Annotated in this window: 13 protein-coding genes; 7 read left to right on the top strand and 6 right to left on the bottom strand. The window is 34.7% G+C overall.

What is annotated here, in order from left to right:
- Nucleotides 1–28: 28 nt before the first annotated feature.
- Nucleotides 29–1,696, bottom strand: a complete 1,668-nt coding sequence (hutU, locus tag GM921_RS13455) for a urocanate hydratase (protein ID WP_182923153.1) — start codon at nt 1,694–1,696, stop codon at nt 29–31.
- A gap of 111 nt (nt 1,697–1,807) precedes the next feature.
- On the opposite strand from hutU, the gene GM921_RS13460 reads away from it, so the two are divergent.
- From GM921_RS13460 to GM921_RS13485, 6 genes are all read left to right on the top strand, one after another.
- Complete coding sequence (locus GM921_RS13460) at nt 1,808–2,098, top strand: hypothetical protein (protein ID WP_182923154.1); 291 nt, start codon at nt 1,808–1,810, stop codon at nt 2,096–2,098.
- A gap of 220 nt (nt 2,099–2,318) precedes the next feature.
- Entirely contained in the window at nt 2,319–4,616 is a 2,298-nt protein-coding gene (locus tag GM921_RS13465; RefSeq protein WP_182923155.1) for a TonB-dependent receptor, read from the top strand.
- Nucleotides 4,617–4,916: 300 nt separating this feature from the next.
- On the top strand, nt 4,917–5,744 hold the full coding sequence (locus GM921_RS13470; RefSeq protein WP_182923156.1) for an ABC transporter ATP-binding protein: 828 nt from the start codon (nt 4,917–4,919) through the stop codon (nt 5,742–5,744).
- Between the two features lie 13 nt (nt 5,745–5,757).
- On the top strand, nt 5,758–6,579 hold the full coding sequence (locus tag GM921_RS13475; protein ID WP_182923157.1) for a hypothetical protein: 822 nt from the start codon (nt 5,758–5,760) through the stop codon (nt 6,577–6,579).
- A 17-nt stretch (nt 6,580–6,596) separates the two neighbouring features.
- Nucleotides 6,597–6,971 (top strand): GntR family transcriptional regulator, encoded by a 375-nt coding sequence (locus GM921_RS13480; RefSeq protein ID WP_182923158.1) that lies wholly within the window; start codon nt 6,597–6,599, stop codon nt 6,969–6,971.
- Nucleotides 6,972–6,975: 4 nt separating this feature from the next.
- Nucleotides 6,976–7,824 carry a GIN domain-containing protein gene (locus tag GM921_RS13485; RefSeq protein WP_182923159.1) on the top strand — a complete coding sequence of 283 codons (849 nt, stop codon included), beginning with the start codon at nt 6,976–6,978 and terminating at the stop codon, nt 7,822–7,824.
- Between the two features lie 89 nt (nt 7,825–7,913).
- Here the strand turns inward: GM921_RS13485 and hutH are convergent, their stop codons facing one another.
- Together hutH and GM921_RS13495 are read right to left on the bottom strand one after the other, a co-directional pair.
- On the bottom strand, nt 7,914–9,404 hold the full coding sequence (gene hutH / locus GM921_RS13490; RefSeq protein ID WP_182923160.1) for a histidine ammonia-lyase: 1,491 nt from the start codon (nt 9,402–9,404) through the stop codon (nt 7,914–7,916).
- A gap of 117 nt (nt 9,405–9,521) precedes the next feature.
- Nucleotides 9,522–10,535, bottom strand: coding sequence for a Gfo/Idh/MocA family oxidoreductase (locus tag GM921_RS13495; RefSeq protein WP_182923161.1), 1,014 nt, complete (start codon nt 10,533–10,535; stop codon nt 9,522–9,524).
- Nucleotides 10,536–10,612: 77 nt separating this feature from the next.
- Between GM921_RS13495 and GM921_RS13500 the strand changes: the two genes are divergently transcribed.
- On the top strand, nt 10,613–10,957 hold the full coding sequence (locus GM921_RS13500) for a hypothetical protein (RefSeq protein WP_182923162.1): 345 nt from the start codon (nt 10,613–10,615) through the stop codon (nt 10,955–10,957).
- A gap of 151 nt (nt 10,958–11,108) precedes the next feature.
- Here GM921_RS13500 and GM921_RS13505 read toward each other — a convergent pair whose 3' ends face one another.
- The 3 genes from GM921_RS13505 to GM921_RS13515 all read right to left on the bottom strand — a co-directional run bounded on the left by GM921_RS13505 (nt 11,109) and on the right by GM921_RS13515 (nt 14,183).
- Nucleotides 11,109–11,789: an OmpA family protein gene (locus GM921_RS13505; protein WP_182923163.1), complete on the bottom strand. Its 681-nt coding sequence runs from the start codon at nt 11,787–11,789 to the stop codon at nt 11,109–11,111.
- A gap of 222 nt (nt 11,790–12,011) precedes the next feature.
- Nucleotides 12,012–12,707: an ABC transporter ATP-binding protein gene (locus GM921_RS13510; RefSeq protein ID WP_182923164.1), complete on the bottom strand. Its 696-nt coding sequence runs from the start codon at nt 12,705–12,707 to the stop codon at nt 12,012–12,014.
- Nucleotides 12,708–12,710: 3 nt separating this feature from the next.
- Nucleotides 12,711–14,183: a DUF5687 family protein gene (locus tag GM921_RS13515; protein ID WP_182923165.1), complete on the bottom strand. Its 1,473-nt coding sequence runs from the start codon at nt 14,181–14,183 to the stop codon at nt 12,711–12,713.

A 14,183-nucleotide genomic window follows, 5' to 3' on the forward strand; every position in this document is an offset into this window, starting at 1 on the left:
TCATTCCTTAATGTTTAATATTAGCTAATTATTTCAACCCCAGTCTGTGTTTTCTTAAGGTATCTTTTGCAATATCATAACCTGCATCTGCATGACGGATAACGCCCATTGCAGGGTCATTATGTAACACTCTTTTTATTCGAACGGCTGCATCTTCAGTTCCATCTGCAACGATTACCATCCCAGCGTGAATAGAATAACCGATACCAACGCCACCACCATGATGCAAAGAAACCCAACTTGCGCCACCAGCAGTATTAATTAATGCATTTAAAATTGGCCAATCGGCTACTGCATCAGAGCCATCCAACATGGCTTCCGTTTCACGATTTGGAGAAGCAACAGAACCCGTATCTAAATGATCACGACCAATCACAATCGGAGCTTTTACTTTTCCATCGGCTACTAATTTGTTAAATGCCAAACCAGCTTTTTCTCTTTCACCTTGTCCTAACCAACAAATACGAGCTGGTAAACCTTGAAAAGCAATGCGTTCTTGCGCCATCGTAATCCATTGGTGTAAACTCTCGTTTTCTGGAAAAAGTTCGAGGATTAATTTATCAGTTTCATAAATATCTTGAGGATCACCACTTAAAGCTGCCCATCTAAACGGACCTTTTCCTTCGCAAAATAAAGGGCGAATGTAAGCAGGTACAAAACCAGGGAAATCAAAAGCATTTTTTACACCAGCTTCTAAAGCTCTGCCACGTAAATTATTGCCGTAATCGAATGTTATTGCGCCACGTTTTTGCAACTCCAACATTTGTTGAACATGCTTTGCCATGGTGGCATACGAACGCTTGGTATATTCTGCTGGATTTTCTGTTCTCAACACGTTTGCTTGCTCAACAGATAATCCCTCTGGGAAATAACCAATTAATGGATCATGAGCCGAAGTTTGATCCGTTAACGTATCTGGAACGATATTCCTATCTAGTAATCGCTGTAAAAGTTCAACGGCATTGCAAACTACACCGATTGAAATTGCTTTATTTTCCTTTTTATAAGCTAACGCTTTATCAATTGCTTCATCAATATCGTAGGCAATTTCATCAATGTATCTGGTTTCTAAGCGCTTTTTAATTCGCCATTCTTCCACATCTGCCGCTAGGCAAACCCCTTGGTTCATAGTAATAGCCAAAGGTTGAGCACCACCCATTCCGCCTAAACCAGCGGTAACATTTAACGTTCCTTTTAAATTACTTTGAAAATGTTTTTTGGCAAGAGCCGAATAGGTTTCGTATGTGCCTTGTACAATTCCTTGAGAGCCTATGTAAATCCAAGAGCCAGCCGTCATTTGGCCGTACATCATTAACCCTTTATCTTCTAATTCATCAAAATGTTGTTGTGTTGCCCACTTTGGAACTAATTGAGAATTAGAAATTAAAACTCGTGGTGCATCCTTATGTGTTGGTAAAACGCCAACTGGTTTGCCCGATTGGATGAGTAAAGTTTCATCATCCTCTAAGGTTTGTAAGGCTTTTATAATTAAAGTTAAGGCTTCTTTATTGCGAGCAGCTTTGCCTCTGCCACCGTACACAATTAAATCTTCAGGGCGTTCGGCAACATCAGGGTCTAAGTTATTTAACAGCATTCTTAGGGCTGCTTCTTGCACCCAACCTTTACAAGTTAGCGTGTTTCCCGTTGGTGTTTGTTTTGTTGTTAAATTTAAACCGTCTAGCATTTTTGTAGTCATATCAAGGCAATGTTACAATTCCAAATGTAGGAAATTTATGTTATTTGCTTAGGTTTGCTGTTGAAATTGAAAAAGAAGCACTCACATATTCAAAAAGTTATATCGGTAGTTATGCTCTGGGTATTTTCCCTTGCGATAACGCCTTGGAGTGTTTTGCATCACCACCAACAAATTGCAGATACAGCAGTCGAAAAGCATTGCACCCATAAATTGCATATAAAAACACAACAAGATACGTGTTTAATTTGCGCTGCTCATTTCGAAAAAAACTATACGATTACCACTGCTTCTCACATCACTTATTTAACAAGTAAGTTGATGCCGAAAAATATTGCTGTCGTAACTAGCTCTTACGCAGAGCTTATTTCTACCTCACTTAGAGGCCCTCCAAGTTTTTCATAATAAACTAAATCGTCATGCTGAATTCATTTCAGCATCTTTCATGCGATGTCCAAGCAGCCTAGACCTTGAAATAAACAGCGAAGCTCTCTTGAAGACAAAAATCAATAGAAGCGACTGAAAAATTCAGGGGGACGGAAGAAAAAAATTATTGTTTAATCACGTTTTGATGAATAGATTTTAGCCAAGGCTAATATGCTGTTTATCCTTAAAATATATTATTATGAACAAGATACGCCTATTAATGGTTGTACTATTTGCCTGTTTTACGATACCAGTTTTGGCAACTGAATTAACAGAAGTTATAGGAAAGGTTACCGATGCTACTACTAATGAACCACTTTCTGGTGCTACAATTTATATTTCGGATTTAAAAACAACCACCACTACAAACGCCAACGGCGAATTTACATTTAGAAATATCCCAGCTAAAGGAAAGTTTTTAGTTGAGGTAAGATATGTGGGTTATAAAACAACATCAAAGCAGGTAGATTTAGCTGCGAACAATCAACTCACGTTTGCATTAGAGCAATCTGTAATAGAAAGTGCTGAGGTGGTAATTACCGGAACGCCCTATAGCTCAAATAATAAAACAAACAGTTTAGCTGTAGTTTCTGTAAATAGAGAAAAATTAGCGCAGGCTGCGGGTACAAATATTATAGATGCAATTGCCAAATTACCCGGTATTTCTCAAGTTACAACTGGTGGTGCAATTTCAAAACCATCTATTAGAGGGTTGGGTTATAACCGTGTGTTAACTATTGTTGATGGTGCAAGAGAAGAAGCTCAACAATGGGGAGATGAACATGGAGTTGAAGTAGATCAGTTTTCGGCCAATAGAATTGAAGTTTTAAAAGGTCCAGCAAGTTTATTGTATGGTTCTGATGCCTTAGGCGGAGTAATTAATATTATAGATGATTTAGTGCCTGCGCCTGGAGAATTTAATGGAAATTTTACCACGAGTTATGGTACAAACAATGGCTTAACAGCATCTTCTTTAATGTTGCAATGCAATACCGATGGTTTTGTGTATCGTGGACGTGTATCGTATAAAAATGCGTATGGCTTTAGCTACAAAGATCACACGGTGCCAAATTCTGGCTTTAACGAAACTAACTTCAGCGGAATGTTGGGTTTAAATAAAACTTGGGGCTATGCTCATTTAAGTTTATCAAGGTTTAATACGAATGTTGGTTTGGTAGAAAATGGACCAAATGCCAATGGCGATTATGAAGATGAAAATGGAGCTGTAATTACTAATAGTGAAGCACAAACCAGAAAACTTGATCTTCCTTTTCAAAACATTAACCATTATCGTGCTGCCTTAAATAGTAACATCCTTTTAGGTGGCGGACAATTGAAAACTACGTTGGCTTTTCAGCGAAACATTCGTAAAGAGTTTGAAGAAAGTGCAACTGAACCAGGTTTAAATTTAGGGCTGAATTCTTATACGTATGATGTAAAATATTCTTTTGCAAATGCTGGTGTTTGGGAGCCAACAATTGGTGTGCAAGGAATGCATCAAACGAATGTAAACAGTGGAGATGAGTTTTTAATACCTGATTATGTAAGTGATAATATCGGTGCGTTTGCCTATTTGAAACGCAATTTTGATAAAGGTGCACTAAACGCAGGTATCCGTTACGATTATAAGAACATTGATGGTGATGATTTGATTGCCGATGGAAACCAAGTTTTTACCGCATTCAATAACAAGTTTTCTAACGTATCTGGATCAATCGGCTTTGCATTTGAAATTGCTAAAAACTTAAATTTAAAAGGAAATGCAGGTTCGGGATTTAGAGCACCAAACATTGCAGAGTTGGGAGCAAATGGTCGTCATGAAGGTACATTTAGATATGAAATTGGTAATAGCAATTTAAAACAAGAAACCAGTTTGCAATTCGATTTAGGATTAGAATACAGTGCAGAAAAAGTTACGGTTGGCTTAAATGCATACAGCAATCGTATTTACAATTATATTTATCCAGGTAACTTTAATAACGAAACTCATCCCTTTTTAGAAGAAGATGGTAGTACAACTACACTGCCATTGTACCGTTATGTGCAAACAGATGCAGAATTGTTGGGTGGCGAGGCTTCAATAGATTTTCATTTAGTTAAAGCCTTGCATTTCGAAAATACTTTCGCTTATGTAAAAGGTACCAATCTTGCAAGTAGTACTGCTTTACCATTTATTCCGGCAGCAAGTTTAAATAATGAGCTACGTTTCGAGCCAACCATTAAAGGATTGAAAGATAGTTTTATCAAAGTTGGTTTAACCAATGTGTTTAAACAAAATCGCTTTGATAGTTTCGAGACTGAAACAAATGGTTATACGTTATTAGATGCTGGTGTTGGAACTTCTGTAAAAGTTAAAAATGGTAAAATCAATTTATGGATTACCGGACAAAATTTAACTGATAAACTATATTACAACCATTTAAGTAGATATAAACCTGCCGGGATTTATAATGCTGGACGTAACGTGAGTTTTGGAATTAGCGTTCCGTTGCTATAGTTCATTGGTTCATTAGTTCAATTGTTCATTGGGTCGGCTTTGTCATCCAGAGCGCAGCGAAGGATCTCTATTTAAAAGATTGATCTATCGGTTGGTGTCTCACCGACAGAAATAAATAGTAGCCGCAGAGTTGCAGACTTTTTTAATCAGCGAATCTGCGGCTTTTTCATGCGCTAATACATCAGAATAAGCTATTAGCTATCAACCATTAGCCATCAACCAAAAATAATTTCAAAAATAATTTGGTGGTTTCAAAATAACATTATACTTTAGTGTATTATTTAACTAATACAGTAGAATATGATAAAAATTAACAACCTTAATTTTGGTTACCGCAAAAATCAACTGTTGTTCAAAAATATGAGCATGCAATTAAGCACTGGACATATTTATGGATTGTTGGGAAAAAATGGCGCTGGTAAATCAACCTTATTAAAAAATATAGCGGGATTGGTTTACGCAGACAGCGGATCAATGGACGTTATGGGTTACGATCCTTCAAAGCGTCAACCTGCGTTATTAACAGAAATCTGTTTTATTCCAGAGGAATTTTATTTGCCATCCATTAAAATTGATGCATTTGTAAAAGCAAATGCAGCTTTTTATCCAAACTTTGATCATCCGTACTTTACGGCCTTACTAGCAGAATTTGATATTCCAGTAACCCAAAAATTGATCGATATGTCTTATGGTCAGAAGAAAAAAGTGATCATCGCCTTTGGCTTAGCCACACAAGCTAAATTGGTTATAATGGATGAGCCGACCAATGGTTTAGACATTCCTTCAAAAGCGCAATTTCGTAAAATTATGGCATCGGCTTTAACGGAAGATCGTTGTATTATCATTTCAACACACCAAGTGCGAGATTTAGATAATTTAATTGATACCGTAATTATGCTCGATGAAAATAGCGTAGCCTTAAAAGCATCGGTAGAAGAAATTACCAATAGACTTTGCTTTAAACGGGTAAAAGAACTAGATGATAAAGTAATTTATGCTGAGCCTTCTTTAGCTGGTTATAATGCAGTAATGCAAAACTTTCATCAAGAAGATAGTAAACTTGATTTAGAGTTGCTATTTAACGCGGTATTGGCAGAGAAAAATAAATTAAAACCAATTTTTAACTAAATCTTAAACAGACATGAACAATACATTTAACATACAACGTTTTGGTCTTTTGTTGAAGAGACAATGGCTAGAATTTGGCAAAATTTACTTAATTACTTTAGCGGTTGCACTCGGAGTAATTGTTACCTTTTATAGTTTTTCACTATGGGGATATATTGCAGAAACAAAACCTTTTTATGAGAGAGCACTTAATTTTAGAGAGCCGTTATTTTTAATTTTTGGTTTCTTATTTATCACCGTTATTGCAAGTAATTATTTTGCACACTTAGGGCAAAAGCCAAAGGCGATTATTGATTTAATGATACCTGCATCAACTTTTGAGAAGTTTTTAACTGGTATTTTCTTTACTGCCATATTAAGTACAGTTAGTTTTATATTTATATTTTATGTAACAGATTTAGCATTTTTAGCTAAACTGAGAAGTGTTTATCATAGTAGTTCCACTAGGACTTCTTATACAGATGCGCAAGGTGCAGTAGCAATAGTTGTTGATAATTTAGCTTATTTCTTTTCTAAAAATGGCCCTCATGTTTATAAAGGATTATACATTATTCCATTTTTTGTAACTAGTATATTCTTATTAGGCTCTATTTATTTTAATAAGTTCCATTACATAAAAACAACTATTTCGGCAATGGTTTTCTCTGGCATTTGGACAGCAATTATTTTTAAATCTGGGAAGTTATTATTTGATAATAGAACGCTTATCAATAGAATGGGGAACAATGGTCCTGCAAAAGACAATGTAGAACTATGTCTTGCACTTCTATTGGTTTTACTCACACTAATTTTTTGGAGTATTACTTATGTGCGCCTTAAAGAAAAACAGGTTTAATTTTAAATGGTATAGATATGGAATTTAGAGATAATAAGGCGATATACCTTCAAATAGCAGAGTACGTTTGCGAGCATATTTTGCTTGGCAAATGGAATACAGACGAGAAAGTTCCTTCAGTTAGGGAAATGGCTGTAGAGCTAGAGGTAAACCCAAATACAGTAATGCGTACCTACGAATTACTTCAAAATAAAAATATAATTAATAACAAAAGAGGCATTGGTTTTTTTGTAGCAGATGATGCAATAGCAAATGTAAAAAGCTATCGTAAAACTCAATTTATGGACGATGAACTTCCTGTTGTTTTCCGTAATGTGTATTTGCTAAACATCGGGTTTGATGAATTGGAAAGCCGCTACAACACTTTTGTTAAAGAAACTTTTAATCCTTAAGAACATGAAACTAAGTAATAAAATATTAATCACGTTTGCATTAGCACTAATTCTTATTCCGTTAACGGGGATGATTTATATTTCTCGCGTATATTATAAAGAAGGTAGTGATAGAGACATTGTAGATGTTGTACGTAAAGATGAAAACTTTAGCACTCCAACAGAAAACATGGAGAGTAAAGCTATTGCTACATCATTCGAATCAATAAATATTGCGGATGCCAAAAAAATGGGCATCTATGTAAATATTATTAAAGATGAAAAATTTGGAGTAAAAGTTCCCAAAGAGCTAAAAGACTTTATCAGTTTTAATGTTGATACAAATGGGGAGTTACAAATTACTTTTAAAAATAAACGACCAGAAAATAATAATTATAACACGATATGGGTTTATGCGCCAAACATTAAACAAGTAATTGTTGTTAATGCTAATACTGTAAATTTAGATGCAAAGTTAGATTCTTTGACCTTGAATGTTAAAAAGTCGGGTTCAATTAGTTTGCAGAACGATTTAACATTGAAGGCTTTAACTATAAATACGGAAGAGGTAAAGAATTTATACCTATCAAATGTTGATGTAAAATCTTTAACTGTCAAACTAAATGGTACAGATTTTAAGACACAGAATAATTCTTATGAGAATTTATCTATTGCAGCTTATGGCAAGAGTAAAATAGAGATTAGCAGTTATGAGGATAAAAATACATCAATTAAAAACCTTACCATAAACACTTTCGATTTAGCTGATGTCAAATTGGAAAACACTAAGGTTGATAACTGCAAAGGCTCTTTCTCTGATCAAACAACAGTGCAAATGCCTGCCGTTAATTTAAATCAGATGTTTAAAAAGTAAACTACAAATTCGTCATTGCGAGGTACGAAGCAATCTTTCCTGCTAGATAGATTGCTTCCCTCGATGAAAATCGAGATCGCAATGACGATTTATGTTAAACTAGTACCTCTAATAAACGAAACACTAGCTTTAATATCATTTGCCAAAAGCCGATCCGCCTCATTAAAAGAAACAAGTTCACGATATTTACTCACCAAATTCTCAATTTTAACCGATGATTTTTCTGGTAATCTTAATTCTAGTGCTTGGCTTCCTGTTAACAGTTCTATAGCCAAAATTCGTTCTACATTCTCTACCACTCTAAGACATTTTGTTGCGGCATTTGCGCCCATACTTACGTGATCTTCTTGTCCGTTGCTACTTACAATGCTATCAACAGATGCTGGCGTACACAACTGTTTATTTTCACTTGCAATAGATGCTGCGGTATATTGTGTAATCATTAATCCAGAATTTAAACCAGCATTTTTCACTAAGAATGGCGGTAACCCTCGAGTTCCAGAAATTAATTGAAAAGTTCTTCGTTCGGAGATTGAACCTAATTCGGCCAATGCCAAGCATAAAAAATCTAAGGTTAATGCCAACGGCTGACCATGAAAATTCCCTGCAGAAATAATTAAATCTTCATCCGGAAAGACATTAGGATTATCCGTTACCGAATTCATTTCTGTTTCGAAAACCGATTGAATATAATTGATGCTATCCTTGCTGGCGCCATGAACCTGTGGCACACAACGGAAAGAATAAGGATCTTGCGTTTGCTTGCCTTTTCTGGCTATTAATTCACTTCCTTCCAACCAATTTTTAATAGCACTTGCCGTTGCAATTTGCCCTTTGTGAGGCCTAATCACATGACTTAAATTTAAAAAAGGATCAATTCTACAATCAAATGCATCAATAGAAATGGCTGCAATTACATCAGCCCATGCTGATATTTTTTGAGCTTTTAATAAACAAAAAGTACCATAAGCGCTCATAAATTGAGTGCCATTAATTAAAGCTAAGCCTTCTTTACTTTGTAAAGTAAGTGCCGCCCAATTTAATTTTTTATTTAATTCAGCACTGCTGATTTTTTCATCCTGATACCAAACTTCGCCTTCGCCAATTAAGGGTAAAGCTAAATGTGCCAATGGAGCTAAATCGCCGGATGCACCTAACGAACCTTGTGTATAAATTACTGGTAAAATATCATGATTGTAAAAATCTACCAAACGTTGAACCGTACTTAAAGCAATAGCAGAATGGCCGTAACTTAACGATTGTATTTTTAGTAAAAGCATCAGTTTTACTATTTCTTTAGGCACTTCTTGTCCTGTTCCACAAGCGTGGGATAATAATAAATTATGCTGAAGTTGGGTAAGATTTTCGGCTTCAATTTTTACATTTTGCAAATAGCCAAATCCAGTATTAATCCCGTAAATCGGATCTTCATTGGTGTTTAATTTATCGTCTAAATATTTTCTGCATTTTTCAATTCGCTCAATTGCTAAAGCAGATAATTTAATGCTTTGTTTTTCTTGTAGTATGGTTTCAATAACGGCTAAGGATAATTGCCCCGAACCGATTTGGTAATCTGTCATGTATTTATAGTTGGTGCTCAAAAGTAGGAAAAAAGTTGTACGTTATAAGTTGTGAGTTTTACGTTTGGGCGTTTTTTGAAATAATCCTACAAATCCTAAAATCTTATTAATCCTGGTCTAGCTTTCTAAAATTTCTAGCTGTGTAATAATATCTTCCTCAGTTATTGGATAAGGAACATCGTTCACTATATTTTGGTAAACAGCTTCAAATAAACCAGTGTAATCTCCTTTTTCTGATGGAATAAATTCGGTACTTCTGCCTCCATTTTCAGTAACTAAAGTAAGTTTTCCTGCATCTGCTGGATTTTCTATTCCGTAAGTTTCAGCAGTAGGTTTTATTCCTTTTAGTAACTGTTCTTCCTGCACATCGGCGTGATTTTTACTAAAAGAGCCCATCATCCCATTTAATACAAATGCAGATTGTATATCCGCAACCAGCATACTTGCAGTTAAAAACACATTCAAATCGTTCGGATAACTTAATTGTATAGCGAAATAATCATCCACTTTTGTGTGAACACGATTTTTACTTAATACTTTGTGGTAGCTATTAGGTTTACCAAACAAAGCAATAGCTTGATCTACTAAATGTGGACCAAGATCATAGGATAAGCCACTTGCGGGATAAGGTTCTTCCTTAAAAAACTTAGGACTAATTTCATTTCTATATCGATCATAACGAAAATGAACTTCTACCAATTTGCCAAGCTTGCCACTTTCAATAATTTTCTTTACAGCATTAAATCCACTATCATATCTGCGATTTTGATACACCAATGCTTTTTTGCCTACGCTTTTAGCTAAAGCAAATAATTCTTTAGCTTGCCCTGATGTAGCCGTAAAAGGTTTTTCGACTAAAATATGTTTTCCAGCGTGTAAAGCCAGTTTAGCATACTCGTAATGTGTAAAATTCGGAGTGTTGATAATCACCAATTCAATGGAACCATCAGCTAATAATTCTTCAACACTATTATAACTACTAACTGATGGATAATCATTAACCGCTTGTTTTTGGTTACGTTCGGTAACTGCAACAAAGTTGAAACCAGGATGTGTACTCACAAAAGGGGCATGAAATACCTTGCCAGACATGCCATAAGCCAAAAGGCCAGTATTGATTTTACTGCTCATAACACAAAGCTAAAAATTTGACTTATATGTGCGTTAATCTGTAGGTCATAAAGCTGCTATAAATGTATATTTGCAACATGAAGCCAGCAGAAATACATGCCAAATGGAAAACTTTACAGCTAAAAATTGCAGAGGAATTTGATTCGGATACGCCCGATCTAAAGGTAATTTTATTTTTAATTGGTGTACAAGAATTAGGCAAGGGGCCTGGCAAATACAGCAAAAGACAAAAGGAAGAATTAATGCATATTGCTACCTGTCGGTTGTTAAGTGAAATGGGTTTTTACGAACTAGAAGGGTTAGATCAGGATGGATGGCCGCATTGGAAATTACTTAAACCAATTCCATCCTATGCTTTAATGGAACAAGAATTATTGCTTAAAGGGCTCGCTATTACTTATTTCGAAGATATTTATTCTTAGTATTTAACTAATCACCATTAAGGAATTAAGAAAAGTAAAGCTTAAATTTCCTTAACTTCTTAATGTTAGAGAAACTTTTAAACCTAAAAACCCTGAAGTAAATTAATACAACAGGGTTTTACGTTTATATAGGTAGATATAAATTTTTAGCTTATTTGCCTTGAGCAGCAGCTTCTTTTTTCAATTGATCATTTGCAACAATTACAATCTCAACTCTACGGTTAGCAGCTCTACCAGCATCAGTTGCATTATCTGCAATTGGTTCTGCAAAACCTTTACCAATAGTAATTAAACGAGATGATGGTACACCTTGCGAAACAGCATACGCTTTTACAGCAGCAGCTCTTTTTTCAGATAAACCCATGTTATATTGTTCAGTACCACGGCTATCAGTGTGACCAATAACTTTAATATCAGTACCTGGATATTGGTTTAATGAACTAGCTAAAGATTGAATATTAGTTTTAGCAGCATCTTTTAATGCAAACTTATCGAAGTCGAATAAAATACCACTATCAAACTTTACAATAATACCTTCTCCCTCACGAATAACTTCTGCATTTGGAATTGCAGTTTGTATCTCGGCAGCTTGTTTATCCATACGTTTACCGATAAAACCACCAGCAGTACCACCAACTGCAGCACCAATGATAGCGCCAACAGCAGTATTACCCGCTTTTTTACCAATTATACCTCCAATTACACCACCAGCAGCAGCACCAATACCAGCGCCTTTTTGTGTGTTAGTTAAACTGTCACAACTTTGAAAAGTCATTGCGCCTAATGATAAGGCAATACTTAATGTTGCTATTTTGAATTTTGAAGTCATCATTTTAGTCATGTTTTAATTTAATAAAATGACTTATTCAAAGGTGATGCCAATTCCAGCTTCGCTTTAAAATTAAATGGAATTAATATTTTATAAGTTGATTTACTGTGTTTTAACTTATTGGGATAAACAATTTAAAATGATTGCTGTAAAAACAAATGGTCAATTTGATTCCACAAATTGGGCATCAAATTGACCATAATACTATACAATTGTTACAATAATCTATTCAGAGAAATAAGCTTCCAATTCTTTTAATGAATTTTCATCGGTATGGAAATCTTTTATGATTAGTCCTTTTTCTAATAAAATGATGCGATCGCAAACATCAGTTACATGGTTTAAATCGTGACTAGAGATTAAAGTAGTTAAACGATGTGTTTGTTTTAACGATTTAATTAAACTTTTCAGTCTAATCTGAGTGGTAGGATCTAGATTAGCGAAAGGTTCATCCAATACTAAAAGCTCTGGTTTTTGCATCAATGCTGCGGCAATACCAACTTTATTCTGATTTCCTTTAGAAAAATCTCTAATGTACTTACCACGATTTAGAATTTCCCCATTAAAAAACTCCTCATACTGTCTTAAATAATCCACAACATGCGCCACACTTAAGTTATGCAAACTTCCAATAAAGGTGAAATATTCTTCGGGGGTTAAATAGTCGATTAAAAAACCTTCATCTAAGTAAGAAGCTGTATAATCTTTCCAATGATCGTTCTGCGCTACATTTTGATCTTTAGATAATACTTCGCCGCTATCCGGCCTAATTAAATCCAGCAACATTCTGAAAAGAGTAGTTTTACCAGCACCATTATTTCCAACCAAACCAATGGTTTCGCCAGAGCGAATGTTTAGGTTATTGATGTCTACTACGGTTCTACCTCCGTAAGTTTTTTTTAAGTTTTTAAATGTTAACATATATTATTCTCTAAAGCCTTCGGCTATTTTATAACGTTGTTTTTCAAATCTTTTAACGAGTAGATTAATCCAAAAATTGCGCATTAAAAGAGTAATTAACCCAAATAAGCCAATTGCGGCCAAACCATAATAAGGTTTATTCATTATACCGAAAGGCACATAAATAAGTATTGGAATTAAAATAAAAGGCAATCCTAAAATCCACTGTGTGGCACCTACACCTTGCCAATTAAAACTTGCACTTTTGGTAATATCTAATCGTTTATAGTTCAGTGTAGCAAAATATAATACAATTACTGTGGCAAAGCCGATGTTATATAAATAGGCTGCTAAATGAAGCAATAGCAATTTATAACTCATAAAGCCATAAAAACTAGCTAATACAGTAATAATAGTACAACTTATGGTAAAGAGTAAGAATTTAGCTTTAATGAAATTCTTGAAATCAATTTTATTTACCAAAAGTCCATCAAAGTGGGTGCTTTGCCAAGCAAACATAAACTGACCGTAAGATATAATAGAAATCCCCGTCATGAATACAGCAGCAAAAAGCATTTTACCAAAATCATCATTTGCAATCATTTTGTCTTTATAGAAAATAAAACCGTAGGCTAAAAAGGCAAAACCCATTAAAATGGAGCCTCTTGAGCGTTTATGGCGAAGAATTAATTTCAATTCTAATGCAGCTAATTCTCCAACTCTTCCAAAACGATTAAGGAAAGCATAATCTGTGCTTACTTTCTTATCATCCTTTGTGCTTAATTCTTCGGTATATAAATTAGCCCGCAAATATTTCGAGTTAAGGACAAATATCAGCCCTGCTGCCAATGTGAAAACTAATGCTAAAAAAGGATATTTTGCAATTGCTACAAATATGAAGTTCGATGCATTCCTCACCGAAATAATTTTAAAATAATCTAAACCAGCCAATACCGCAACAAAACCTATTATACAAATGAAATAGATAAAATTATTAATGGATTTACGCTTTAAGTATAAAACCAAATAATTATTAAAAACGATAAGTGAAATAATAGACAACACATACATTAATGAAGTGATTGCACCGTATGTTGCGCCAATTTTGATAACACTAAAAGGAATAAAAATAAATAGTGGTAATAGATTGAAGAATGAAAACAGCGATTTAATATTTAAGAAATTAACAATCGTTTTCTTAGGAATATTAAGATGCAAATAAGGTACGATACTTAAGGTTGGGAGTTCTTGCATTTGTGTGCGAATGGCAAGATCGAACAAGAAATAGTACAAAATAAAACCATTAAAAACGGTAATTACATTTTGCCCTGGAAAAGCTTTGCCAATAATCATTGCCATCCAAAAGCCTACACCAATTGCAACGACTAAAAAGTAGAGCATAAAAAAACCAAGCAGAATATTTGCGGCAATACTGCCAGCCTTATTTCGGCTGCGCCAAAAATCTTTCCATTGGTGGTTTAAAAAAGTTGATAGCAT

This window comes from Pedobacter planticolens, assembly GCF_014172375.1.
GTDB classification, from domain to species: domain Bacteria; phylum Bacteroidota; class Bacteroidia; order Sphingobacteriales; family Sphingobacteriaceae; genus Pedobacter; species Pedobacter planticolens.

Coding starts and splice junctions, on each gene's coding strand:
- GM921_RS13485 (WP_182923159.1), top strand. CDS start 6,976: ATGAAACTAAGTAATAAAATATTAATCACGTTTGCATTAGCACTAATT.
- GM921_RS13515 (WP_182923165.1), bottom strand. CDS start 14,183: ATGCTATCAACTTTTTTAAACCACCAATGGAAAGATTTTTGGCGCAGC.
- hutH (WP_182923160.1), bottom strand. CDS start 9,404: ATGACAGATTACCAAATCGGTTCGGGGCAATTATCCTTAGCCGTTATT.
- GM921_RS13470 (WP_182923156.1), top strand. CDS start 4,917: ATGATAAAAATTAACAACCTTAATTTTGGTTACCGCAAAAATCAACTG.
- GM921_RS13495 (WP_182923161.1), bottom strand. CDS start 10,535: ATGAGCAGTAAAATCAATACTGGCCTTTTGGCTTATGGCATGTCTGGC.
- GM921_RS13505 (WP_182923163.1), bottom strand. CDS start 11,789: ATGATGACTTCAAAATTCAAAATAGCAACATTAAGTATTGCCTTATCA.
- hutU (WP_182923153.1), bottom strand. CDS start 1,696: ATGACTACAAAAATGCTAGACGGTTTAAATTTAACAACAAAACAAACA.
- GM921_RS13475 (WP_182923157.1), top strand. CDS start 5,758: ATGAACAATACATTTAACATACAACGTTTTGGTCTTTTGTTGAAGAGA.
- GM921_RS13510 (WP_182923164.1), bottom strand. CDS start 12,707: ATGTTAACATTTAAAAACTTAAAAAAAACTTACGGAGGTAGAACCGTA.
- GM921_RS13480 (WP_182923158.1), top strand. CDS start 6,597: ATGGAATTTAGAGATAATAAGGCGATATACCTTCAAATAGCAGAGTAC.
- GM921_RS13500 (WP_182923162.1), top strand. CDS start 10,613: ATGAAGCCAGCAGAAATACATGCCAAATGGAAAACTTTACAGCTAAAA.
- GM921_RS13465 (WP_182923155.1), top strand. CDS start 2,319: ATGAACAAGATACGCCTATTAATGGTTGTACTATTTGCCTGTTTTACG.
- GM921_RS13460 (WP_182923154.1), top strand. CDS start 1,808: ATGCTCTGGGTATTTTCCCTTGCGATAACGCCTTGGAGTGTTTTGCAT.